The sequence below is a fragment of the Streptomyces sp. NBC_01429 genome, assembly GCF_036231945.1.
GTDB lineage: Bacteria > Actinomycetota > Actinomycetes > Streptomycetales > Streptomycetaceae > Streptomyces.
In genome coordinates, this window is sequence record NZ_CP109599.1 from 5249529 (window position 1) to 5273105 (window position 23577).

Sequence of the window (23577 nt, forward strand, 5' to 3'; positions counted from 1 at the left end):
ACATCGGTGCGGGGCGACCCGCACGTCGGTTCGGGCCGAGACGAGACGGAGGAAGCCCATGGCTGTCGATTACGCGGTGATCGTCGTCTATCTGGCGGGCATGCTGGCCATGGGCTGGTGGGGCATGCGCCGTGCCAAGTCCAAGAGCGATTTCCTGGTCGCGGGCCGCCGTCTCGGGCCCTGGATGTACTCCGGCACGATGGCGGCGATCGTCCTGGGCGGCGCCTCCACCATCGGCGGGGTCGGCCTCGGCTACAAGTACGGCCTCTCCGGCGCCTGGATGGTCTTCACCATCGGCCTCGGACTGCTCGCCCTCTCGGTGTTCTTCTCCGCGCGGATCGCCCGGCTGAAGGTCTACACCGTCTCCGAGATGCTCGATCTGCGCTACGGCGGCCGGGCGGGCGTCATATCGGGCGTGGTCATGTGGGCGTACACACTGATGCTCGCGGTCACCTCGACCATCGCGTACGCCACGATCTTCGACGTGCTGTTCGACCTGAACCGGACCGTCGCGATCGTCCTGGGCGGGGCGATCGTCGTGGCGTACTCGACGCTCGGCGGCATGTGGTCGATCACGCTCACGGACATGGTGCAGTTCGTCGTCAAGACCATCGGCGTACTGCTGCTCCTGCTGCCCATCGCGGTGGTCAAGGCGGGCGGCTTCGGCGAGATGAAGGCGAAGCTGCCGACCGAGTACTTCTCCCCGTTCGGCATCGGCGGCGAGACCATCTTTACCTATGTGCTCATCTACACCTTCGGGATGCTGATCGGACAGGACATCTGGCAGCGCGTGTTCACCGCGCGCGGGGACAAGGTCGCGCGCTGGGGCGGCACCGTCGCCGGTACCTACTGTCTGGTGTACGCGCTGGCCGGAGCGGTGATCGGGACGGCCGCGAAGGTGCTCTACCCGAACCTGGCCAGCCAGGACGACGCGTTCGCCACCATCGTCAAGGACGAACTGCCCATGGGCGTACGGGGGCTGGTGCTCGCCGCCGCCCTCGCGGCCGTGATGTCGACCTCGTCCGGCGCGCTGATCGCCTGCGCGACCGTCGCGAACAACGACATCTGGTCGCGGCTGCGGGGCGCCGGGCGGAAGGGGAAGGGACAGGGGGAGGGCGAGACGGGAGAGAGCGATGCCCATGACGAAGTCAGGGGCAACCGTCTCTTCATCCTCATCATGGGCATCGGGGTCGTGGTCATCGCCATCGCGCTGAACAACGTCGTCGAGGCGCTGACCGTCGCGTACAACCTCCTCGTCGGCGGGCTGCTCGTACCGATCCTCGGCGGGCTGCTCTGGAAGCGCGGCACGGTGTACGGCGCGCTCTGCGCGGTGGTCGTCGGCGGGGTGACGGTCGTCGCGCTGATGGCCGGCTACGGGATTCTCGCCAACCAGCCCATCTACTACGGGCTGCTGTCCTCGCTGGCCGCTTATCTGATCGTGAGCCTGGCGACGAAGCCCACGGACGAGGCCGTGCTCGCCGAGTGGCGCCGCCGGCTGGCCGGGGAGGGCGACGAGGAGGAGAGCGATCCGCCCGTTGTCAGTGGGCTGGTCCATTCTTGACAGAGCGACCCGAACGATGCGAAGCGACGCGGAACGGCGCGGAACGGCGCGGAACGGCGCGTAGGCCGTAAAGCAGTGCAGAAGAATCAGCGCAGAACCATGAATCAGTGCAGAACCACAGCGCAGTGCAGAACCACAGCGCAGTGCAGAACCACAGCGCAGTGCGGAGCCGCACGAGCGATACCCGGAGAGGCCCGACGATGAGCAGCAACGGACACGCCACCAACGAGAGCCGCGCGCGCGGTCCCGTCGATTCGTCCCGTGTCCCCAGATACGCGGGACCGGCCACGTTCGCCAGGCTGCCCCGGCTCGACGAGGTGGGCCGCGCCGATGTCGCCGTCGTCGGCGTCCCCTTCGACTCCGGCGTCTCCTACCGGCCCGGTGCCCGGTTCGGCGGGAACGCGATCCGGGAGGCGTCGCGGCTGCTGCGCCCGTACAACCCGGCGCAGGACGCCTCGCCGTTCGCGCTCGCGCAGGTCGCGGACGCGGGGGACGTCGCGGTGAACCCGTTCCACATAGGGGAGGCCGTCGACACCATCGAGGGGGCGGCCGACGAGCTGCTCGGGACCGGCGCCCGGCTGATGACCCTCGGCGGCGATCACACGATCGCCCTTCCGCTGCTGCGTTCGGTCGCGAAGCGGCACGGACCGGTCGCGCTGCTCCACTTCGACGCCCATCTGGACACCTGGGACACCTACTTCGGCGCCGAGTACACCCACGGCACCCCCTTCCGCCGGGCCGTCGAGGAGGGCGTTCTCGACACGGAGGCCCTGTCCCACGTGGGTACGCGCGGTCCGCTGTACGGGAAGCAGGACCTGGACGACGACGCGAAGATGGGGTTCGGGATCGTCACCTCGGCGGACGTCATGCGCCGGGGCGTGGACGAGGTGACCGACCAACTGCGGCAGCGCATCGGGGACCGCCCGCTGTACATCTCCATCGACATCGACGTGCTGGACCCGGCGCACGCGCCCGGCACCGGCACCCCCGAGGCCGGTGGCCTGACCTCGCGCGAGCTGTTGGAGATCCTGCGGGGGCTGGCCTCCTGCCACCTCGTCTCGGCGGACGTCGTGGAGGTCGCGCCCGCGTACGATCACGCGGAGATCACCTCGGTGGCCGCCTCCCACACGGCGTACGAGCTGACGACGATCATGTCCCGCCAGATCGCGGCCGGCCGCGAAAGCGCCGACGGCCGCGAGAGCGCCGACGGAAGGACAGCGGCGTAAATGCACGACCACGACCACGACATCCCGCCCCTCACCCCCGAGCAGACCGCCGCCGCGCTCAATCCGCCCCCCGGGCGCAACGGGGGCGATCTCGTCGTCGAGACGCTCTACGGCCTCGGCGCCACCACCGTCTTCGGGCTGCCGGGACAGCACGCGCTCGGCATGTTCGACGCGCTGCGCCGCTCCTCCCTCGACTACGTCGGCCTGCGCGTCGAGAACAACGCGGGGTTCGCCGCCGACGCGTACGGCCGGATCACCGGCGAGGTCGCGCCGCTGCTGCTCTCCACCGGTCCCGGCGCGCTCACCGCCCTCGCCGCGCTCCAGGAGTCGGCGGCGGCCTCGGCCCCCGTCCTCGCCATCGCGAGCCAGGTCCCGGTGGCCGGACTCGGTGGCGGACGCCACGGCTACCTGCATGAACTCCGCGACCAGCAGGCGTCCTTCCGGGACATCGTCAAATCCGTCCACCCGGTCCGTACCGCCTCGCAGATCCCGTCCGCGATCGCCGCCGCCTGGGAGTCCGCGCTCACCGCCCCGCACGGGCCGGTCTGGGTGGAGATCCCGCAGGACGTGCTGCTCGCCGGGACCTCCCTGCCGCCCGTCACCGCGATGGACGCCACCCCGCGCGAGCTGCTGCCCCGCCCCGAACTGACCGCCGTCGCTGCGCACGCGCTGTCGCACGCCGCGCGTCCGGTGATCGTCGCGGGCGGCGGGGTCGTACGGTCCGACGCGTCCGGCAAGCTCCGCGCGCTCGCCGAGAAGCTGGACGCGCCGGTCGTCACCACCTTCGGCGGCAAGGGCGCCTTCCCCTGGGAACACCCGCTGTCGCTCCGGTCCTGGCTGGAGGACCGGCACACCACCGACTTCCTGGAGGACGCCGACGTCCTGCTGGTGGTCGGCTCCGGCCTCGGCGAACTCTCCTCGAACTACCACACCTTCCGCCCGCGCGGCCGGGTGATCCAGATCGAGGCGGACCTCGGCAAGCTGGAGTCCAACCACCCCGCCCTCGGCATCCACGCCGACGCGCGGAACGCGCTCTCCGCGCTGCTGGAGTCGGTCGAGGAGCGGCACGACCCGGCCGCCGCCGCGTCCGTCCGTACGGTACTGGCGAAGGTACGGGAGCGGATCGAGGCCCAGGACCTCGCGCTGGAGCAGCGGGTGCTCGCCTCGGTCCGCGAGGCGCTGCCCGCCGCGTCCCCCAGCTTCTGGGACATGACGATCCTCGCCTACTGGGCCTGGTCGGCCTGGCCGGGGCCGATGCACTCGGGCCAGGGCGCCGGCGGCCTCGGCTACGGCTTCCCGGCCGCGCTCGGCGCCGCCGCGGCCGACCGTACGAAGCCGGTCCTCGCCGTCTCGGGCGACGGCGGCGCGATGTACTCGATCGCGGAGCTGGCCACCGCCCGCCAGTACGACCTGCCGGTCACCTGGCTGATCGTGGACGACGGCGGCTACGGCATCCTGCGCGAGTACATGACCGACGCCTTCGGCGAGTCCTCCGCAGCCGGGACCACCGAGCTGTCGCGGCCGGACTTCGTGGCGCTCGCCGAGTCCTTCGGCGTCCCGGCCGCCCGTACGACTCCGGAGGGCCTGCGCGACGATCTCGCCAAGGCGCTGGCGGCGCCCGGACCCTCGGTCGTGGTGCTTCCCGCCCTGCTCAAGATGTTCGCTCCGACACATCTGGACGGTGGCTCCGACACATCCGACCGGCGAGTGATCCCCGGCTGACGCCTGGCCGACCCTCTGCTGTCCCCGGCTGACGCCTGGCCGACTCTCTGCTGTCCCGGCTGACCGGTGTCCGGGGCTGCCGCGCTCTACCTGTCACCGGGCAGGTCCAGCGGCAGGTTCCGTGACATATCCGGCATTGTGTTCGGCGCCATACAACCTTTTACCCCTCCCCATGCATCATGTCTGCGAGTGCGCCGCCGGAGCGCACAAGCCGTGCCCGTAGCGGCAGGCGTACTCGTGCGGCAGACGTAGCAGGGGCGGGATTCCTTCATGACTCACCAGCGAATACCCCGGCGTGCCCGGGGCGTGCTCTCGGCTGCCCTCGCCGGTGCCGTGCTCGTACCGCTGTTCGCGGCAGCGGCACCGGCCGCCGCCGCGGCTCCGGCCGTTGTCTGCACCTCGGACAGGGCGGGACTCGGCGCCAAGCTGACCAAGGACATCACCGCCGCGCTCAAGGGCCGGAAGGCCACCACCGCGCTCTCCCTGCACGACCGCACGACCAATACGCGCTGCACGCTGCGCGCCACGCAGCAGTTCGACTCGGCGAGTGTGGTCAAGGTCACCGTCCTCGCGACGCTGCTCTGGGACGCGCAGAAGACGAAGCGGGCCCTCACGACGCGTGAGAAGAGCCTCGTCACGGCGATGATCACGAAGTCGGACAACACGTCGACCAGCACGCTCTGGAAGCAGTTGGGCCTCACCAAGGTCAAGGGCTTCCTCAAGGCCGCGAAGATGACCCGCACCGTCCCCGGGACCGGCGGCTACTGGGGGCTGACCCAGATCACCGCCGACGACGAGAAGCAGCTGCTCGGCCTGGTGACCGCCAAGAACACCGTCCTGACCGACGCGTCGCGCGCCTACATGCTGGACCGGATGAACAAGGTCGTCTCCTCCCAGCGCTGGGGCGTCCCGGCCGGCGCCCCCACCAGCGCCAAGGTCCACCTCAAGAACGGCTGGCTCCAGCGCTCCACCCACGGCTGGCGCGTGCACAGCATCGGCGCGTTCACCGGCAAGGGCCACGACTACACGCTCTCCGTGCTCACCCACGACAACAAGACGATGAACGACGGCGTCAACACCATCCAGGCCGTCGCCAAGGCGGTCCACAAGGGCCTCGACCCGACCGCCGCCAAGACCGCCACCACGGTCCAGGTCACGCCGTCGGCCACGTACGAGTCCATGCCGGCCACCCCGGAGCGGCCCGCCGCGTAAGCCTCCTCGCGTCCGGGCCGCAGGGCCCGTGGTCCTAGGACCGGAGGACGGCATTTGTTGCGGAGGGATGAAATCCGCAGCTCCCCGCGTTGGTGCCTTCCGGCAGATCAGGGCGATCGGTCCGGACGATCAGGAGGCATCAGTGGCGGCGGGCGAAGAGGGCTGGGCACGACGGCTGACCGGATACGCGTGGCGATACCGGCGCAATGTGATGCTCGCCCTCGGCTCCTCGCTCGCCGGTATGGCGGTGATGGCCCTCGTACCGCTGATCACCAAGGTCGTCATCGACGACGTGATCGGGGACGGCAGCCGCTCCCTCCTCGTCTGGACCGGCCTGCTGGTCGTCGCCGCCCTCGCCGTCTACGCGGCGGCCTACGTCCGCCGCTACTACGGCGGCCGGCTCGCCCTCGACGTACAGCACGACCTCCGTACGCAGATGTACGAGACGATCGGCCGCCTCGACGGCCGGCGCCAGGACACCCTGTCCACCGGGCAGGTCATCGGCCGCGCCACCAGCGACCTCCAGCTCATCCAGAGCCTGCTCTTCATGTTGCCGATGACCATCGGCAACGTCCTGCTGTTCGTGATCTCCCTGGGGATCATGGCGTGGCTCTCGCCGCCGCTGACCCTGGTCGCCCTGGCCGTCGCCCCCGCCGTCTGGTTCATCGCCCGCCGCAGCCGCGCCAAGCTGCACCCCGCCACCTGGTACGCGCAGGCGCAGGCCGCCGCCGTCGCCGGGGTCGTGGACGGCGCGGTCTCCGGAGTCCGGGTCGTCAAGGGCTTCGGGCAGGAGGAGCAGGAGACCGGCAAGCTCCGCACGGCCGGCCGGGAACTCTTCGCGGCCCGGCTGCGCACCATCAGGCTCAACTCCCGCTACACCCCGGCACTCCAGGCCGTACCCGCGCTCGGCCAGGTCGCGATGCTGGCGCTCGGCGGCTGGCTGGCGACCCGGGGACAGATCACGCTCGGCACCTTCGTCGCCTTCTCCACCTATCTGGCCCAGCTCGTCGGCCCGGTCCGGATGCTCGCCATGGTCCTGACCGTCGGCCAGCAGGCGCGCGCCGGAGTGGAACGGGTGCTGGAGCTGATCGACACCGAGCCCACCCTCCAGGACGGTACGAAGGAGCTGCCGGCGGACGCCGAGGCGTCGGTCGAGTTCGACGACGTGTCGTTCGCGTACGAGGACGGCCGGCCCGTGCTCGACGGCTTCTCGCTGGAGATGAGCCCCGGCGAGACCGTCGCCGTCGTCGGTGCCTCCGGCAGCGGCAAGTCCACCGTCTCCCTCCTGCTGCCCCGCTTCTACGACGTCTCGCGCGGCGCCGTCCTCGTCGGCGGCCACGACGTGCGCGAGCTGACCCTCCACTCGCTGCGCGCCGCCATCGGACTCGTACCGGAGGACAGCTTCCTCTTCTCCGACACCGTTCGCGCCAACATCGCCTACGGAAAGCCGGACGCCACCGAGGAGGAGATCTTCCGCGCGACCCGCGCCGCACGCGCGCACGAGTTCATCACCGACCTGCCCGACGGGTACGACACCTCGGTCGGTGAGCACGGCCTCACACTCTCCGGCGGGCAGCGCCAGCGCATCGCCCTGGCGCGCGCGATCCTCACCGACCCCCGGCTCCTCGTGCTGGACGACGCGACCTCCGCCGTCGACTCCCGGGTGGAGCACGAGATCCACGACGCCCTGCGCGCGGTGATGGCCGGGCGTACGACCCTGCTCATCGCCCACCGCCGCTCCACGCTCGGCCTGGCCGACCGTATCGCCGTACTGGACGGCGGGCGGCTCGCCGACATCGGGACGCACGACGAACTCCAGGAGCGGTCCGCCCTCTACCGGCGGCTGCTGACCGAACCGGACGAGCTGGGCGGCGTCTCGCCGGGCCACACCCCGGTCCTGACCGCGCCGTCGGTCGGCGACGCGGCCGAGGAGTCGGCGGCGGAGGCCCGCGCGCTCCAGCAGGAGATAGACGCGGAGTTCGACGCCGAACGCGGGGTGACCCCGGCGCTGTGGGTACGCGACGAGCGATGTCGCGGCGAGCGACGCACCGACGACTCCGCCGCACCCGGCGCCACTTCTGGATCCGCCGCCTCCGGGTCCGCCGCCTCCGGGTCCGCCACTTCCGGAGCCACCCCCGAAATGCTCGCTCTGGTCGAGGCGCTGCCACCGGCCACCGACACCCCCGGCGTCGACGAGCAACGCGCGGTCGCCGCCGAGGAGTCGTACGGGCTGCGCAGGCTGCTGCGCGGTTTCGGGCTGCCGCTGCTGGTCAGCCTGGCGCTCGTCGCCGTCGACGCGGGCATGGGCCTGCTGCTGCCGGTCCTCATCCGGCACGGCATCGACGAGGGCGTGGAGCGCCTCGCGCTCGGCGCGGTGTGGGCGGCTTCCGCCCTGGGACTGCTCGTCGTGCTCGTCCAGTGGGCCGCGCAGATCGGCGAGACGCGCAAGACCGGCCGGACCGGTGAGCGCGTCCTCTACTCGCTGCGGCTCAAGATCTTCGCGCAGCTCCAGCGGCTCGGACTCGACTACTACGAGCGCGAGCTGACCGGCCGCATCATGACGCGGATGACGACCGACATCGACGCGCTGTCGACGTTCCTCCAGACCGGTCTCGTCACCGCGTTCGTCTCCGTCGTGACCTTCGCCGGCATCCTGGTGGTGCTGGTGGTCATCGACGTACAACTGGCCCTGGTCGTCTTCGCGACACTGCCCGTGCTGATCATCGGTACGGTCTTCTTCCGCCGCAAGAGCGTCCAGGCGTACGAGCTGGCCCGCGAGCGCGTCGGCGCGGTCAACGCCGATCTCCAGGAGTCCGTCTCCGGGCTGCGGATCGTCCAGGCGTTCCGGCGCGAGAAGGACGGCGCCGCGCGCTTCGCCGCGCGCAGCGACCACTACCGCACGGCGCGGGTGCGCGGCCAGTGGCTGATCTCGGTCTACTTCCCCTTCGTCCAGCTGCTGTCCTCGGTGGCCGCCGCCGCCGTGCTGATCGTCGGCGCGGGACGGGTGGAGGCGGGCACGCTGACGACCGGCGCGCTGGTGGCTTACCTCCTCTACATCGACCTGTTCTTCGCGCCCGTGCAGCAGCTCTCCCAGGTCTTCGACGGCTACCAGCAGGCGACCGTCTCGCTCGGCCGCGTCCAGGAACTGCTGCGCGAGCCGACATCGACCGGTGCGGCGAAGAAGCCGCTGGACGTGCGCTCGCTGCGCGGCGAGATCGTCTTCGAGGACGTGCACTTCGCGTACGGAAGTGACGCGGGCGAAGCGGGCGAAGCGGGCGCGGGCGCCGGGCAGCCGGAACAGCTGGCACCGGCAGGGCGGACAGAGCGGGCAGGGCAGACTGCGCAGCCGGAACAGGCGGCGCTCACCGGGATCGACCTGCGGATCGAGGCCGGCCAGACCGTCGCCTTCGTCGGCGAGACCGGCGCGGGCAAGTCCACCCTCGTCAAACTGGTCGCGCGGTACTACGACCCGACCGGCGGCCGGGTGCGGGCGGACGGTACGGACCTGCGCGAGCTGGACCTCGCGGCGTACCGCCACCGGCTCGGCGTCGTACCGCAGGAGCCGTACCTCTTCGCCGGCACGGTCCGGGACGCCATCGCGTACGGGCGTCCCGAGGCGAGCGACGCGCGGGTGGAGGCGGCGGCGCGGACGGTCGGCGCGCACGAGATGATCGCCACGCTCGACGGCGGCTATCTGCACGAGGTCGCCGAGCGCGGCCGTAACCTCTCGGCGGGACAGCGCCAGTTGATCGCCCTGGCCCGAGCCGAGCTGGTCGATCCGGACGTACTGCTGCTCGACGAGGCGACGGCGGCGCTGGACCTGGCGACCGAGGCGCTGGTCAACCAGGCCACCGACCGGCTGGCCGGCCGCCGTACCACCTTGGTCGTCGCGCACCGGCTGACGACCGCGGCGCGCGCGGACCGAGTGGTCGTGATGGACCACGGGCGGGTCGTCGAGGACGGTACGCACGAGGAACTGCTCGCGCTGGACGGCAGATACGCCACGCTGTGGCGCAGCTTCATCGGCGAGGGCGAGGGCGAGGGCGAGGAAGAAGCGGCGGCTGTGGTGCTGTGAGACGGCGGGCGTGTGGGCGCCGGATGCCGTAGCGCGCGGGGGAGTACCGCAACCATCCCCGGACCACAGGCGTCGTACGCATGTACGCAAAGATCGCCAAAGGGGGAACCTTGTTCGGTTGGGCTGGGGTGGTGGCCGGGGCGGGGTCCGTGGGCAAGAGGGCGCTGGCGTACGCTCTCGCGATCCTGACCGCCATGGGCGCCCTGGTGATCGACCCCGGTGCTCCGGCCGCCCGCGCGGCCTCCGTCTGTTCGGGACGGCCGCTGCGGACCGTACCGTTCGCCACCGGCGAAGTGCGGATCTACAAGGGCCGTGACTACGCCTGCGCGATCACCGTCGCCACGAAACCGGGCAAGAAGCGCTCCATGTCGATCAGCCTCCAACCGCGAGGCGGCAACCCGGTGGTGGACAGCGGCAAGTACACGCGGCAGTCGGGTCCGGTCACGGTGCATGCCCTGAACCGGTGTGTGCGGGCGACCGGTTCGGTGTCGGGGAAGTCCGCCTCGACCGGCTGGATACTCTGCTGAGACCTGCGCGGATACCTGTGCGGAGACCTCCGCCGGGACCTCTGGCGGGACCTGTCGAGAAATGCGCTCCAACGGCCCTGGGGGCTGGCGGTCCCCCTGGTCGCCCGGTTAGGTTCACGGCGTCTGTCATGAACACAGGGAGCGTGAATGCGCAAGGCGCTGAGATGGGTGCTGTCGCTCGTGCTGATCATAGGCACGGTGGCCACCGCCGGTGCGGCCACCGCCGCCGATCGGAGTGCGGACCAGCAGGCCGCCACCGACACCACCGATATCAAGGACCGGATCCTCGCTGTCCCGGGGATGAGTCTGATTCAGGAGAAGCCGTACGACGGCTACCGCTACTTCGTTCTCAACTACACGCAGCCGGTCGACCACCGGCGCCCCTCCAAGGGCACCTTCCAGCAGCGCATCACGCTGCTCCACAAGGACACCAGCCGCCCCACGGTCTTCTTCACCAGCGGCTACAACGTCTCCACCAACCCCAGCCGCAGTGAGCCGACCCGGATCGTCGACGGCAACCAGGTGTCGCTGGAGTACCGCTTCTTCACCCCGTCCCGTCCGCAGCCGGCCGACTGGTCGAAGCTGGACATCTGGCAGGCGGCCAGCGACCAGCACCGCGTCTTCACCGCGCTGAAGAAGATCTACACCAAGAACTGGCTCGCCACCGGCGGCTCCAAGGGCGGCATGACCGCCACCTACTACGAGCGCTTCTACCCGCGCGACATGGACGGCGTGGTGGCGTACGTCGCGCCCAACGACGTGGTGAACGACGAGGACTCGGCGTACGACCGGTTCTTCGAGCGGGTCGGCACCAAGGAGTGCCGCGACAGGCTCAACGCCGTGCAGCGCGAGGCGCTGGTACGCCGCGAGCCGCTGGAGAAGAAGTACGAGGAGTGGGCGGCGGCCGAGGGCGCCACCTTCAACACCATCGGCACGCTCGACAAGGCCTACGAGGCCGTGGTGCTGGACTTCGTCTGGGCGTTCTGGCAGTACGGCCTGGCCTCCGACTGCGACAGCATCCCGACGGCCGGTACCGCCTCCGACCAGGAGATCTACGACATCGTCGACGCGGTCTCCGGCTTCTCCGCGCCGACGGACCAGAGCCTGGCCACGTACACCCCGTACTACTACCAGGCCGGTACGCAGCTCGGCTCTCCCACCATCAAGCTGCCGCACCTGGGCAAGCTGAGCCGGTACGGCTACCTGTCGCCGCGCAACTTCGTGCCGCGCGAGATCCCGATGAAGTTCGACCCGTGGGCGATGCGGGACATCGACAACTGGGTACGCCACCAGGCGAACCAGATGCTGTTCGTGTACGGCCAGAACGACCCGTGGGGTGCCGAGCCCTTCCGGCTGGGCCGCGGCGCGCGCGACAGCTATGTGTATGTCGCGCCGGGCGCCAACCACGGGGCCAATGTCGCGGGTCTGGTCCCCGAGCAGCAGGCGAAGGCGACGGCCCGGATCCTGGAGTGGGCGGGTGTCGCTCCCGCCGCCGTGCGGAAGGACGAGGCGAAGGCGAAGCCACTGGCGAAGTTCGACGCCGAGCTGGACAAGCAGAAGCTGGACCGGCGGCACACGCTGCGGCCGTGACCGGTGCGTGAGGGTGCCCGCCGTCCGCCGTCCGCCGCTCGTCATGAGCGGGCGGACGGCGGGCACCGTCATCTGTTCTGACGGTTCTGACGGTTCTGACGGTTCTGCCGGCTGTTCGGCCGGCCGTTCTGCCGGAGCGTCTCGGCCTCAGTAGGTCAGCCCGTGTCCGATCGGGTACAGCACCCGTGCCGGATCGTCCGCGTGCTGTACCGGAACCGGCAGCCGGCCCCGAGGCCGGGCCCGGCCCGCGATGACCCGGGCCGCCGCCCGTACCTCCACGTCCGTCCAGGAGTACGCGGCGAGGGACGCCGTGACCCCGGACAACTGGGCGATGTCATAGGGGTTGCGGACGGCCAGCGTCACGACCGGCACACCGGTCGCGGCCAGCGCGCTCACCAGCGTCCGCTGCGAACCGGTCGCCGAGACGTTGTACGTGGCCACGATCACCGCGTCCTTGCCGCGCGCCCCCGCCACCGCCGCGTCGATCCGCGCCGAGTCGGGCGCCGTACCGGTGGCCAGCGCGGTGACGGTGAAGCCCAACTCGGTCAGGGCGGTGGCCAGTACGGTGACCGGCGGCCCGGTGGAGCCCGAGGGGGAGGCCGCGTCGGCGCCGACGACCAGCAGATTCCGCTCCCGGCTCCGGCTCAGGGGCAGCAGTCCGCGCTCGTTGACCAGCAGGGTGGTGGTCGCCTCCGCGATCCGGTCGGCGGCGGCCAGATGCGCCGGGACGCCGACCGTACGGTCCACGCTCCCGCGCGGGACGTACGGATCGCGGAACAGCCCCAGCCGGTCCTTGAGCGCGAGGATCCGCAGCACGGACTCCTCGATCCGCCGCTCGCTCAGCTCGCCGCTCCTGACGGCGGCCAGCACGGCGTCCCGGGCGAGCCGGAGGTCCGGCGGGTTGAGCAGTTGATCGACGCCCGCCTTGAGCGCGAGGACGGGCACCCGGGCGTCACCGTACTTCTGCCGGACGCCCTTCATGTCGAGCGCGTCGGTGATCACCACGCCGTCGTAGCCGAGCTGTTCACGCAGGACGCCGGTGACGATGGGGTGCGAGAGCGTCGCCGGGTCCTCGCTCGGGTCGAGCGCGGGGACGACGATGTGCGCCGTCATGATCGAGCTGACTCCGGCGGCGATCGCGGCCCGGAACGGCGGGGCGTCCAGCGCGGTCCACTGCTCGCGGGTGTGGTGGATGGTCGGCAGCGCGTAATGGCTGTCGTCGGTCGTGTCGCCGTGGCCCGGGAAGTGCTTGGCCGCGGTGGCGATTCCCGCGCCCTGGTAGCCCTTGATCTGCGCGGTGACCAGACCGGCCACGGCCCCCGGATCGGCCCCGAAGGACCGTACGCCGATGACGGGGTTGGCCGGGTTGACGTTGACGTCCGCGTCGGGCGCGTAGTTCTGGTTGACGCCCATGGCGGCCAGCTCCGCCCCGGCGATCCGCGCGGCCTCGCGCGCGTCGTCGGGCGAGCGCGACGCGCCGAGCGCCATCGCGCCCGGCAGCAGGGTGGCCGGCTTCCCGATCCGGGCGACGGCGCCGTGCTCCTGGTCGGTGGAGATCAGCAGGGGCACGGGGACGCGCTGGGCCATGGCCGCGCGCTGGATGCCCCGGGAGAGCGAGGCGATCTGGTGCGGGTCACGGGTGTTGTGCGCCCAGGCGAAGTAGATGATGCCGCCGACGTGGTACGTGGAGATCAGCTCGGCCGCTGTGCGGACCCCGGTCTCGGCGAGGTTGGTGTCGGCGTCGGCGCGGTCGGGGTCGGTGGCGGAGTGCCCGTACACCCGCGTCACGAAGAGCTGGCCCACCTTCTCCTCCAGGCTCATACGGGAGACGAGCCGCCGGAGCCGGTCTGGGTACCGGCCGGGGGGTTTGGGGCCGGGCCGGGCGTGTGCGGGCAGCGGCGTGGCGCAGACGGCGGCCGCCGCCACGGCGGTCGCGGTGAGGAGGGTGCGTCTGGAGATGGTCCGGTCGTGCACTGGTGCTCCTTCCGGCCATGTGGCGCGAGGGAAGTGAAGAAAACTTCCAGGATTTACGGATATCCGGAAAGTAATTACCAGTCAAGGGACGCGCCGCCGGAGTGCGGGGGAGTGCGGGCGAGGTGCGGGCGGGATGCGCGGTCGTCGGGACGTCGGCCCCGGGCGGTCTACGCCGACGTGACCGCGACCGCCGGCCAGTGCCGCCGCAGTGTTTCCACGGCCGCGGTGACGGCCGGGCGCCTGGCCGCGCCCGTGCGCCACAGGGCGTACAGCCGCCGCACCGGCACCGGATCGAGGGCGACGGCCCGCACCCCTTCGGGCAGCGGACCCCGGCCCAGGCGCGGCATCATGGCGATCCCGAGTCCCGCCGCGATCAGCGCCAGCTGGGTGTGGCACTCCTCGGCCTGGTGGGCGAGGTCCGGCTCCCAGCCGGCCGCGCGCAACGTACGGACCAGCCAGTCGTGGCAGACCGTCCCCGGCGGCTGGCAGATCCAGCGCTGTCCGCCCAGGTCCTGCCTGCTGATCGAGGACCGCGCCGCCAGCGGGTGTGCGGCCGGGACCAGTACGTCGCACAGATCGTCACCGATGAACGCCTGCTCCACCCCCTCGGGGGCGGGCAGCGGGGCGATGTCCCAGTCGTGCGCGACCGCCAGGTCGATCGCGCCGCGTGCCACCAGGTCGATCGAGAGGTGCGGATCGATCTCCCGCAACCGCACGTCGAGGGTGGGGTGCAGTGCGGCCAGCTCGGCCAGCACGCCCGGGAGCAGGCCACGGGCCGAGGAGGCGAAGGCTCCGACGGTGAGCTGCCCGGTCGGCTGCCCCCGGCGCTCCTCAAGGGTGGTCTCGGCGCGCTCCACGATGGCGAGCAACTCCTCGGCGGTGGCGGCGAGATGGCGCGCCTCCTCGGTGAGCGCCACGCCCCGGCCGCGCCGCTCCAGCAGGGTGGTGCGCGTCTCCCGTTCCAACTTGGTGATCTGCTGGGAGACGGCCGAGGGGGTGTAGCCGAGGAAGGCGGCGGCGGCCGCGACGGAACCGTGGACGGAGACCGCGTGCAGCGCGCGCAGCCGGGCCAGATCGAGCATGGGTTCCCCCTGGGTTCGTGATCGTGCGGGCGCGACAGCGCGGGGATCGAGGGGCGATCTCGCGCACTCGTAAGCGGTGCTGAATTCAACCATGAAGAGATTCGCGCTGGTGCTAAATGGTTCGGCTCGGTGAGGCTCTCCGTATGCGCACGACACATATCGCTCTCGCCGTTCTGGTCGCCGCCCTGTGGGGCGTGAACTTCGTTGTCATCGAGATCGGCCTCGGGCACTTTCCGCCGCTTCTCTTCTCCGCGCTGCGCTTCCTGGTGGCGGTGCTGCCCGCCGTCTTCTTCGTGGGGCGGCCGAAGGTCGCCTGGAAGTGGGTGGTGGGGGTCGGCCTCGCGCTCGGCGTCGCGAAGTTCGGGCTGCTCTTCGTCGGTATGGACCGGGGCATGCCGGCCGGTCTGTCGTCGCTCGTCCTCCAGATCCAGGCAGTCTTCACCGCGCTGTTCGCCACGCTCTTCCTCGGTGAGCGGCCGGGGCGGGTACGGCTGCTGGGCATGGGCGTCGCGCTCACCGGTATCGCCGTCGCTGCGGTGGACGAAGGCGCCTCAGGGCCGCTGCTCGCCTTCGCGCTGGTCGTCGCCGCCGCGGCGTGCTGGGGCGTCTCCAACGTGCTCACCCGCAAGGCGTCCCCGGCGGACTCCCTGAACTTCATGGTGTGGGTGTCGACCGTCCCCGTAGTGCCGCTGCTCGGCCTCTCGCTGCTCTTCGAGGGCCCGGCCGCCGATCTGGCCGCGCTACGCGCGCTGGACGCCACCGGTGCCGGTGTCATCGTGTACGTCGCCTGGGTCACGACCGTCTTCGGCTTCGGCGTCTGGGGCTTTCTGCTGCGCCGCTACCCGGCCTCGTCCGTGGCGCCCTTCTCGCTCCTCGTGCCGGTCTTCGGGATGTCCTCGGCGGCCCTGCTGCTGGGTGAGTCGATCAGCCCGGCGCGCTGGTGCGCGGCGGCGCTGCTGGTCGGGGGAGTGGCGCTCACCTCGCTCTCACGCGGCGGTCCGCGCGCCACCACCGGCGGCGGATCCGTCCCGGCACTCGATGTGTCACCTCCCGCGGCCCCCGCGCCGGTAGGCCCGCGCGGCGCCCGTCCCGCCGACCTGCTCCGGCGTCCCCTCCGAACCCGACGACCCGTCTGAAAGGCGCCGACAGACGCCGCCCAACCGGCGCTCTCCCAACCGGCGCCCTTCCCGGGCGGCGCTCTCTCAGCCGTGCCCGCCGGCCAGCCCCTCCAGATGGACCCGCCCCGCTGCCAGCAGCCCCGGCAGATCCTCCGCCTGCGGATACCAGCGCTTCTCGTACTCCCAGCAGACCCAGCTGTCGTCGTCGAGCAGCGCGAGGCACTTGCCCAGCGGCAGCACCCCGGCACCCAGGGCGAGCGGCGTGGTGTCCTGCGCCGAGGCGATGTCCTTCACCTGGACATAGCCCAGGTGCGGGGCGAGCACGGAGTGCGTGGTGACCGGGTCCTCGCCGCCCAGCCAGGTGTGCATCACATCCCAGAGCGCCCCCACCCACTGGTGCCCGACCAACCCCACCACGCGGGCCGCGTCCCTGCCCGTGCGGTGCGAGTCGTGCGTCTCCAGCAGAATCCGTACACCGGAGTCCGCCGCCGTCTCCGCCGCCGCTGCCAGCCGCCGCGCGGCCGTCGCGTCGGCCTCCGCCGCCGGCTGGTCACCGCCGCCCGGGAAGACCCGGAGGTAGGGCGCGCCCAGATCCCGCGCCAACGACAGCAAGTCGTCCAGCTCCTGGCGCAGCTGCTCCTCGTCCACCTCCGCGCTCGCCACCCGCGGGTACCCGGCTATCCCCAGGATCTCGACATCGGCGCGCCTGAACTCGTCGACCACGGCCGCCCGGTCACGCCTTCCCAGGCCCCGGTGCACGGGCTCCTCCGGATGGGCCCGCAGCTCCACCCCCTGGAAACCGTTCGCGGCGGCGAGCGCGACCACCTCGGGTATGGGCAGACCCGGTACTCCGAGAGTGGAGAAGGCGAACTTCATGGTGCTGTTCCTTCCTGGGGTACGGCCGGCTCCTGAAGAGGGAGCCGCCAGTCCTGGCCTATCAGTTCGGCGCCGTAGGAGTGATGAGGATGCTCGGAGACGAGGGTGAATCCGGCGCGCTCGTAGAGGGCACGGGCTGTGGTCAGGACGTCATTGGTCCACAACGTCACCTCCCGGTACCCCGCTTGCCGGGCGAAATCCACCACCGTCCCGATCAGCCGCTCCCCGAGACCATGCCCCCTGGCCTCGGGCTCGACCAGCAGCAGCCGCAGCCGCGCGGTGCCGGGCGTCTTCCCCCGTATCTCCGAAGCACCCGTCTCCGCCTCCGAACCGGTGGCGCCGCCCGCTCCGGTGTCCGCGCGCCTGTCCGGGGCCGTGTCCGCGCCCGTGGCGTCGTCCCGCACGCACATCACCGACCCCACCGGTCTGCCGTCCAGCTCGGCGATCCAGGCGCGCTCCAGCCGCGGGTCGTGGTGCTGTGCGAAGTCCGCGACGATCCGGGCGACAAGACCCTCGAACTCGGTGTTCCAGCCGTACTCCGCCGCGTACACCGTGCCGTGCCGCTGCACCATCCAGCCCAGCTCGCCCGGCACCGGCTCCCGCAGCACCGGCCCGCCGCGCCGGGACATCGGGGCCTGGTCGCCTTCGAGGAGGTCGCGCACGGTCCGCATCGCGTCCGTGAGCTGGGGCCGCCGGGCCGGCTCGACCCGGTCGAGCAGCGAGCCGACGGCGTCCCGCGACCGCTCGTCGAGCAGCGCCGCGGCCTCGCGGCCCTGTGGCGTCAGCGTGATCCGCTGACGCCGTGCGTCCTGCTCGGACGGCGCGCGTCCGACCAGGCCGTCCCGCTCGAACTTGGTCAGCAGCCGGCTCAGATATCCGGCGTCGAGCGACAGCTCGGCGCGCAGGTCCGCGGCGTCCGTGCGCGCGGCGTGCGCCAGCTCGTACAGCACCCGCGACTCGGTGAGCGTGTACGGCGTGTAGAGGTGCTTGCTGTAGTCGAGCGCCCCGATGAGATTCGTGTAGAAGCGGTTGAACGCGCGGACTTCCTGAACGGCCATGATCTCCCCCGGCCTCTTCCTGGATTTTCCTTTGACTGAGTCAACGCTACGGCGCCCCGCCGACACCCGACAAGGGCAAATCGGTCCCTTGGCGTCAACTCGCCAAATCCCCGGCCCCGGAACCGAGCCCGGCCGGGCTCAGCCGGTCCTCGGCGGCGCCGTGGACGCCCGCGCCATCAGCTCCGCCGCGATCGTCGCGATCCCGCCCGGCGGCGGGGTCTCCGTGCCCATCGCCAGCCGGCCGGCCCGCGCCCCCGCCTCGTGCAGGGGCAGTCGTACGGTCGTCAGGGCCGGGGTCGCGTCCACCGAGAACGGCAGATCGTCGAAGCCCGCCACCGAGATGTCCTCCGGGATGCGCAGCCCCTTGTCACGCACCGCCGCGCACGCCCCCAGCGCCACCGTGTCGTTGGCGGCGACCACGGCCGTCAGGTCCGGCGCCCGCCGCAGCAGCTCCAGCGTCGCCTCGTACCCGGAACGGCGGCTGTACGGACCATGCACCGTGAGCGACTCCCGCCCGTCCGTGCCCGTCCCGCCGTCGTCCAGTCCCGCCGCCCGCAGCGCCGCTCGGTGTCCCTCCAGCCGGTGCCGGGTCGTCGTCCGCTCCACCGGGCCCGCCACGTAGCCGATCGTCCGGTGCCCCAGCGCGAGCAGATGCTCCGTCAGCCGCTGCCCGCCACCCCGGTTGTCGAAGGCCAGCGAGGCGACGATCGCCTCGCTCCCCGGCAGCGGCGGGCGCCCGCACAGCACCACCCGGGTCCCCGCGTCCGCGAGTTTCGCCAGCTTCGCCGTCATCGCGGCGATGTGCCGCGGGTCTTCGAGCGCCCCGCCGGTCAGGACGACGGCCGCCGCCCGCTGCCGCTGGAGCAGGGTCAGATACGTCAGTTCACGTTCGGGTGATCCGCCCGTGTTGCAGACGACGGCGAGCTTCTCGCCGCCCGCCCGCCCGGTCCCCTCCTGCCCGCCGATCTCGGTCTGCGCCGCCCCGGCCATGATCCCGAAGAACGGGTCGGCGATGTCGTTGACGAGGACGCCCACCAGGTCGGAGGTGGCGGCGGCGAGCGAGCTGGCGGGCCCGTTCAGCACGTAGTCCAGCTCGTCCACGGCCCGCAGGACGCGCTCGCGGGTGGTGGCGGCGACCGGATAGTTCCCGTTCAGCACGCGGGAGACGGTGGCCGGTGAGACCCGGGCGCGGGCCGCCACATCCGCCAGCGTGACTGTCATCGCTTTCCTCCGAGGTGGTTCCGAGGGGGTACGGGTGGGATCGAGAGGGAGATCGCGGCGCGGCACTTGTCCGGGCCGCTGTCGCAGGCTAGCTTCTTACCGAATAGAAAGCGCTTGCTACGGCTGTATGGAGGGATTTTCGTGACACGAAGGACAGTGCGGATCGCCATGAACGGCGTCACGGGACGGATGGGATACCGGCAGCATCTGCTCCGTTCCGTCCTCGCGATCCGCGAACAAGGCGGAGTGGATCTCGGCGGTGGCGAGGTGCTCTGGCCCGAGCCCGTCCTCATCGGCCGCCGCGACCACGCCCTCAAGGAGATCGCCGAGCGCCACGGTCTGACCGAATGGTCCACCGACCTGGACGCCGTCCTGGCGGACGACACGATCGACATCTACTTCGACGCGCAGGTCACCTCGGCCCGCGTCGAAGCCATCAAGAAGGCGATCGACGCCGGAAAGCACATCTACACCGAGAAGCCGACCGCGACCGACCTCGAAGGCGCCCTCCAGCTGGCCCGGTTGGCCCGCACCGCCGGGATCAAGCACGGCGTCGTACAGGACAAGATCTTCCTGCCGGGCCTGCTCAAGCTCAAGCGCCTCATCGACGGTGGCTTCTTCGGCGAGATCCTCTCCGTACGGGGAGAGTTCGGCTACTGGGTCTTCGAGGGCGACTGGCAGGACGCGCAGCGCCCCTCCTGGAACTACCGTTCGGAGGACGGCGGCGGCATCGTCGTCGACATGTTCCCGCACTGGGAGTACGTCCTGCACGAGCTGTTCGGGCGGGTCCTGAGCGTCCAGGCGCACGTCACCACGCACATTCCGCGGCGCTGGGACGAGCAGGGCAAGCCGTACGCCGCGACGGCGGACGACGCGGCGTACGGGATCTTCGAACTGGACGGCGGCGCCGTCGCCCAGATCAACTCCTCCTGGGCCGTCCGCGTCAACCGCGACGAGCTGGTCGAGTTCCAGGTCGACGGCACCCACGGATCCGCCGTCGCCGGGCTGCGCAACTGCCGCGTCCAGCACCGCAGCGCCACACCCAAGCCGGTCTGGAACCCCGATCTGCCCGTCACCGAGTCCTTCCGCGACCAGTGGCAGGAAGTGCCGGACAACACCGAGTTCGACAACGGCTTCAAGGCGCAGTGGGAGCTGTTCCTGCGCCATGTCGTGCTCGACGAGCCCTACCAGTGGGACCTTCTCGCGGGCGCGCGCGGCGTCCAGCTGGCCGAGCTGGGGCTGCGCTCCTCGGTGGAGGGCCGCCGCTTCGACGTGCCGGAGCTGACGCTGTGACCGCCCTCCGGCTGCCTTCCCCGGGCGGCGGCACGCGCGCGTACACCCCCCGTGCCGAGCCGGCCCGGTTCGGCACGGGCGGTGCGCCGCTCGCCTCCCGTACGGTCTTCTCCGCCGCCCACGTGGTCGCCGACCCGTACGCCGACATCAGCCCTGACGCGCCCGCCGCCGTCGACTGGGACGCCACCCTCGCCTTCCGCAGGCACCTGTGGTCGCACGGTCTCGGGGTCGCCGAGGCCATGGACACCGCGCAGCGCGGGATGGGCCTGGACTGGGCGGGCGCCGCCGAGCTGATCCGCCGCTCCGCCGCCGAGGCGAAGGCGGTCGGCGGCCGGATCGCCTGCGGTGTGGGCACCGACCAGCTGGCCCCGGGAACGCACTCCCTGGCCGACGTCCGCGCCGCGTACGAGGAGCAGCTGTCCCTCGTGGAGGAGAGCGGCTCGCAGGCCATCCTGATGGCCTCCCGCGCCCTCGCCGCCGCCGCGACGACCCCGGACGACTACCTCGGCCTCTACGCCCACCTGCTGCGGCAGTCCTCGGAACCGGTCGTTCTGCACTGGCTCGGCCCGATGTTCGACCCGGCGCTGGACAGTTACTGGGGCAGCGCGGATCTCGACGCGGCCACCGAGACGTTCCTCCAGGTCATCTCCGAACACCCCGACAAGGTCGACGGCATCAAGATCTCGCTGCTCGACGCGGACCGTGAGATCGCGCTGCGCCGGCGGCTGCCGAAGGGCGTGCGCTGCTACACCGGTGATGACTTCAACTATCCCGAACTGATCGCGGGCGACGAGCAGGGCTTCAGCCACGCGCTGCTCGGCATCTTCGACCCGCTGGGGCCGCTGGCGGCCGAAGCCGTACGGGTCCTGGACACGGGCGACACGAAGGGCTTCCGCGCCCTCCTCGACCCCACCGTCGAGCTGTCCCGGCACCTCTTCAAGACGCCCACGCGCTTCTACAAGACGGGCGTGGTGTTCCTCGCCTGGCTGGCCGGCCACCAGGACCACTTCACCATGGTCGGCGGCCTCCAGTCGGCCCGCTCCCTGCCGCATCTCGCGCGGGCGTACGAACTGGCCGACGGCCTCGGCCTGTTCCCCGACCCGGCGCTGGCCACGACCCGGATGACGTCCCTGCTCACCGTGTACGGAGTCGACCAGTGACCGATATCGCGGGCGACCTGACGCGCTTCAGCATCAACCAGATGACCGTCAAGCAGCTGTCGCTGCCCGAGCTGACCGAGACCTGCGTACGCCTCGGCGTACCGGGCGTCGGACTGTGGCGCGAACCCGTCCGGGCGTACGGAGTCGAGGCCGCGGCCCGGCTCGTGCGCGACGCGGGCCTCACGGTCACCACGCTGTGCCGGGGCGGGTTCCTGACCGCCGTCGATCCCACCCTCCGTAAGGAGGCGCTCGACGACAACCGCGCCGCCATCGACGAGGCGGCCGCGCTCGGCACGGACACTCTGGTGCTGGTCTCCGGGGGCCTTCCCGAGGGCGACAAGGACCTGCACGGGGCCCGTGAGCGCATCGCGGACGCGTTGGCCGAGCTGGCGCCGTACGGGGCGCGGCAGGGCGTCAGGCTGGCGATCGAGCCGCTGCACCCGATGTTCGCGTCCGACCGCTGTGTGGTCTCCACCCTCGACCAGGCGCTCGACCTGGCGGAACGCTTCCCCGCCGACCAGGTCGGGGTGGCCGTGGACACCTACCACATCTGGTGGGACGACCGGGCCCCCGCGGCCGTCGCGCGCGCGGCGGAGCGGATCTTCACCTTCCAGCTGGCCGACTGGATCACCCCGCTTCCGGCCGGGGTGCTGAACGGCCGCGGCCAGATCGGCGACGGCGCGATCGACATGCGCGCCTGGCGGGAACGGGTCGACGCGGCGGGCTACACGGGCGCCATCGAGGTGGAGCTGTTCAACGACGACCTCTGGGCGGGGGACGGCGTCGAACTGCTCACGGAGGTCACCCGGCGGTATCTCGCCCACGCGCTGTAGGGCCGGGGCCGCCGAACGTCCTCCGGTACGCCGTCGGGGTCACCCCCGTCACCGTCCGGAGATGGTGGCGCAGCGAGACCACCGTGCCGAAACCCGCGTTGGCGGCCACGCGGTCGACCGGGAGGTCGCTCTCCTCCAGCAGTTGGCGGGCGCGTTCCACGCGCTGACGGATCAGCCACTGCGCGGGGGAGAGCCCGACCTCCTCCCGGAAGCGCCGGGTGAACGTGCGGACGCTCATGGACTCCAGCGCGGCCAGCTCCCGCAGTGGCAGCGGCTGTTCCAGATGGTCCAGCGCCCAGGCCCTGGCCGCGCCCGTGGAGGACACCGCGGGCTCGGGCACCGGGCGGCGGATGTACTGGGCCTGGCCGCCGTCCCGGTGCGGCGGTACGACCGTCGTACGGGCCACCGCGTTCGCGACCGCCACCCCGTGGTCGGAACGGATCATGTGCAGACACAGATCGACCCCGGAGGCGACGCCCGCGGAGGTGAGGATGTCGCCGTCCTCCGTAAAGAGGACGTCGGGATCGAGACGTACGTCGGGATGCAGCTCCCGGAACCGGTCGCACGACTTCCAGTGCGTCGTCGCCCGCCGTCCCTTGAGCAGCCCGGCCGCCGCCAGGACGAACGAGCCGGTACAGATGGACGCGAGCCGGGCGCCGCCCCGGATCCCGGCCAGCGCGGCGGCGAGCGGCGGGCTCAGCCTGCCGTCCGCCGGGGTGTAGTCCTCGTCGGAAGCCGTCACGATCACCGTATCCGCCTCGGACAGCAGCTCGGGCCCGTGCTCCACATTGATGGTGACATCAGCGGCCGTCCGGACGGCACCCGGGACGAGTGTGCAGGTCAGGACCGTGTACAGCGGTGCGCCCGCGGCGGACTCGGCCCGGCCGAACAGCTGGTGGACGATGCCCAGCTCGATCGGGAGCAGACCGGGGCGGACGAGAACGGCGACACGGTGGCGGTCGGGAGCGCGGTCGTGCGCGGGAAAAGCGGCCATGGCCCGAATCTTGCCCGTCCTGGCCATCGGGCAACTCGATCGGAAGGAGCGGTTA

Annotated in this window: 17 protein-coding genes; 11 read left to right on the top strand and 6 right to left on the bottom strand. The window is 71.5% G+C overall.

What is annotated here, in order from left to right; genetic code table 11:
• Positions 1 to 58 precede the first annotated feature (58 nt).
• The 7 genes from OG627_RS23150 (at position 59) to OG627_RS23180 (ending at position 11913) form a co-directional block, all read left to right on the top strand.
• Complete coding sequence (locus OG627_RS23150; protein WP_329068054.1) at positions 59 to 1561, top strand: sodium:solute symporter; 1503 nt, start codon at positions 59 to 61, stop codon at positions 1559 to 1561.
• Positions 1562 to 1761: 200 nt separating this feature from the next.
• A complete protein-coding gene (gene speB / locus OG627_RS23155) occupies positions 1762 to 2787 on the top strand; it encodes an agmatinase (protein WP_329068055.1) in 1026 nt (341 codons plus the stop codon).
• Complete coding sequence (locus OG627_RS23160) at positions 2788 to 4509, top strand: thiamine pyrophosphate-binding protein (protein ID WP_329068057.1); 1722 nt, start codon at positions 2788 to 2790, stop codon at positions 4507 to 4509.
• A gap of 270 nt (positions 4510 to 4779) precedes the next feature.
• Entirely contained in the window at positions 4780 to 5721 is a 942-nt protein-coding gene (locus tag OG627_RS23165; RefSeq protein ID WP_329068059.1) for a serine hydrolase, read from the top strand.
• Between the two features lie 211 nt (positions 5722 to 5932).
• Positions 5933 to 9796 carry an ABC transporter ATP-binding protein gene (locus OG627_RS23170; RefSeq protein ID WP_443073646.1) on the top strand — a complete coding sequence of 1288 codons (3864 nt, stop codon included), beginning with the start codon at positions 5933 to 5935 and terminating at the stop codon, positions 9794 to 9796.
• Positions 9797 to 9990: 194 nt separating this feature from the next.
• Positions 9991 to 10323: a hypothetical protein gene (locus tag OG627_RS23175; protein ID WP_329072897.1), complete on the top strand. Its 333-nt coding sequence runs from the start codon at positions 9991 to 9993 to the stop codon at positions 10321 to 10323.
• Positions 10324 to 10470: 147 nt separating this feature from the next.
• Positions 10471 to 11913 (top strand): S28 family serine protease, encoded by a 1443-nt coding sequence (locus tag OG627_RS23180; RefSeq protein WP_329068063.1) that lies wholly within the window; start codon positions 10471 to 10473, stop codon positions 11911 to 11913.
• 147 nt (positions 11914 to 12060) lie between these two features.
• On the opposite strand, the gene OG627_RS23185 is transcribed toward OG627_RS23180, so the two are convergent.
• Both OG627_RS23185 and OG627_RS23190 read right to left on the bottom strand, forming a co-directional pair.
• Entirely contained in the window at positions 12061 to 13887 is a 1827-nt protein-coding gene (locus OG627_RS23185; protein WP_329068065.1) for a glycoside hydrolase family 3 protein, read from the bottom strand.
• 167 nt (positions 13888 to 14054) lie between these two features.
• Positions 14055 to 14969, bottom strand: a complete 915-nt coding sequence (locus tag OG627_RS23190) for a LysR family transcriptional regulator (RefSeq protein ID WP_329068067.1) — start codon at positions 14967 to 14969, stop codon at positions 14055 to 14057.
• A 143-nt stretch (positions 14970 to 15112) separates the two neighbouring features.
• Between OG627_RS23190 and OG627_RS23195 the strand changes: the two genes are divergently transcribed.
• Entirely contained in the window at positions 15113 to 16105 is a 993-nt protein-coding gene (locus OG627_RS23195; protein ID WP_329068069.1) for an EamA family transporter, read from the top strand.
• Between the two features lie 66 nt (positions 16106 to 16171).
• Here OG627_RS23195 and OG627_RS23200 read toward each other — a convergent pair whose 3' ends face one another.
• The 3 genes from OG627_RS23200 to OG627_RS23210 all read right to left on the bottom strand — a co-directional run bounded on the left by OG627_RS23200 (position 16172) and on the right by OG627_RS23210 (position 19242).
• Positions 16172 to 16963, bottom strand: coding sequence for a sugar phosphate isomerase/epimerase family protein (locus OG627_RS23200; protein ID WP_329068071.1), 792 nt, complete (start codon positions 16961 to 16963; stop codon positions 16172 to 16174).
• A complete protein-coding gene (locus tag OG627_RS23205; RefSeq protein ID WP_329068073.1) occupies positions 16960 to 18021 on the bottom strand; it encodes a bifunctional helix-turn-helix transcriptional regulator/GNAT family N-acetyltransferase in 1062 nt (353 codons plus the stop codon). The genes OG627_RS23200 and OG627_RS23205 overlap by 4 nt, the downstream gene beginning before the upstream one ends.
• Positions 18022 to 18159: 138 nt before the next feature.
• The gene (locus OG627_RS23210; RefSeq protein WP_329068075.1) at positions 18160 to 19242 is read right to left on the bottom strand and encodes a LacI family DNA-binding transcriptional regulator; all 1083 of its coding nucleotides are present in this window, start codon (positions 19240 to 19242) and stop codon (positions 18160 to 18162) included.
• A gap of 141 nt (positions 19243 to 19383) precedes the next feature.
• Between OG627_RS23210 and OG627_RS23215 the strand changes: the two genes are divergently transcribed.
• The 3 genes from OG627_RS23215 to OG627_RS23225 are packed head-to-tail and all read left to right on the top strand — an operon-like array spanning position 19384 to position 22528.
• The gene (locus OG627_RS23215) at positions 19384 to 20535 is read left to right on the top strand and encodes a Gfo/Idh/MocA family protein (RefSeq protein WP_329068077.1); all 1152 of its coding nucleotides are present in this window, start codon (positions 19384 to 19386) and stop codon (positions 20533 to 20535) included.
• A complete protein-coding gene (locus OG627_RS23220) occupies positions 20532 to 21695 on the top strand; it encodes a dihydrodipicolinate synthase family protein (RefSeq protein ID WP_329068079.1) in 1164 nt (387 codons plus the stop codon). Before OG627_RS23215 ends, OG627_RS23220 begins: the two co-directional genes overlap by 4 nt.
• Positions 21696 to 21736: 41 nt before the next feature.
• Positions 21737 to 22528 (top strand): sugar phosphate isomerase/epimerase family protein, encoded by a 792-nt coding sequence (locus OG627_RS23225; protein ID WP_329072899.1) that lies wholly within the window; start codon positions 21737 to 21739, stop codon positions 22526 to 22528.
• Here OG627_RS23225 and OG627_RS23230 read toward each other — a convergent pair.
• Complete coding sequence (locus tag OG627_RS23230; RefSeq protein ID WP_329068081.1) at positions 22497 to 23522, bottom strand: GlxA family transcriptional regulator; 1026 nt, start codon at positions 23520 to 23522, stop codon at positions 22497 to 22499. The two genes, OG627_RS23225 and OG627_RS23230, sit on opposite strands and share 32 nt — an antisense overlap.
• Positions 23523 to 23577 lie beyond the last annotated feature (55 nt).

What these genes read in the sequence shown, in the direction of transcription:
- OG627_RS23195 (WP_329068069.1), top strand. Translation starts at nt 15,113, where the DNA reads ATGCGCACGACACATATCGCTCTCGCCGTTCTGGTCGCCGCCCTGTGG.
- OG627_RS23175 (WP_329072897.1), top strand. Translation starts at nt 9,991, where the DNA reads ATGGGCGCCCTGGTGATCGACCCCGGTGCTCCGGCCGCCCGCGCGGCC.
- OG627_RS23190 (WP_329068067.1), bottom strand. Translation starts at nt 14,969, where the DNA reads ATGCTCGATCTGGCCCGGCTGCGCGCGCTGCACGCGGTCTCCGTCCAC.
- OG627_RS23180 (WP_329068063.1), top strand. Translation starts at nt 10,471, where the DNA reads ATGCGCAAGGCGCTGAGATGGGTGCTGTCGCTCGTGCTGATCATAGGC.
- speB (WP_329068055.1), top strand. Translation starts at nt 1,762, where the DNA reads ATGAGCAGCAACGGACACGCCACCAACGAGAGCCGCGCGCGCGGTCCC.
- OG627_RS23165 (WP_329068059.1), top strand. Translation starts at nt 4,780, where the DNA reads ATGACTCACCAGCGAATACCCCGGCGTGCCCGGGGCGTGCTCTCGGCT.
- OG627_RS23205 (WP_329068073.1), bottom strand. Translation starts at nt 18,021, where the DNA reads ATGGCCGTTCAGGAAGTCCGCGCGTTCAACCGCTTCTACACGAATCTC.
- OG627_RS23210 (WP_329068075.1), bottom strand. Translation starts at nt 19,242, where the DNA reads ATGACAGTCACGCTGGCGGATGTGGCGGCCCGCGCCCGGGTCTCACCG.
- OG627_RS23150 (WP_329068054.1), top strand. Translation starts at nt 59, where the DNA reads ATGGCTGTCGATTACGCGGTGATCGTCGTCTATCTGGCGGGCATGCTG.
- OG627_RS23160 (WP_329068057.1), top strand. Translation starts at nt 2,788, where the DNA reads ATGCACGACCACGACCACGACATCCCGCCCCTCACCCCCGAGCAGACC.
- OG627_RS23225 (WP_329072899.1), top strand. Translation starts at nt 21,737, where the DNA reads ATGACCGTCAAGCAGCTGTCGCTGCCCGAGCTGACCGAGACCTGCGTA.
- OG627_RS23230 (WP_329068081.1), bottom strand. Translation starts at nt 23,522, where the DNA reads ATGGCCGCTTTTCCCGCGCACGACCGCGCTCCCGACCGCCACCGTGTC.
- OG627_RS23170 (WP_443073646.1), top strand. Translation starts at nt 5,933, where the DNA reads ATGCTCGCCCTCGGCTCCTCGCTCGCCGGTATGGCGGTGATGGCCCTC.
- OG627_RS23200 (WP_329068071.1), bottom strand. Translation starts at nt 16,963, where the DNA reads ATGAAGTTCGCCTTCTCCACTCTCGGAGTACCGGGTCTGCCCATACCC.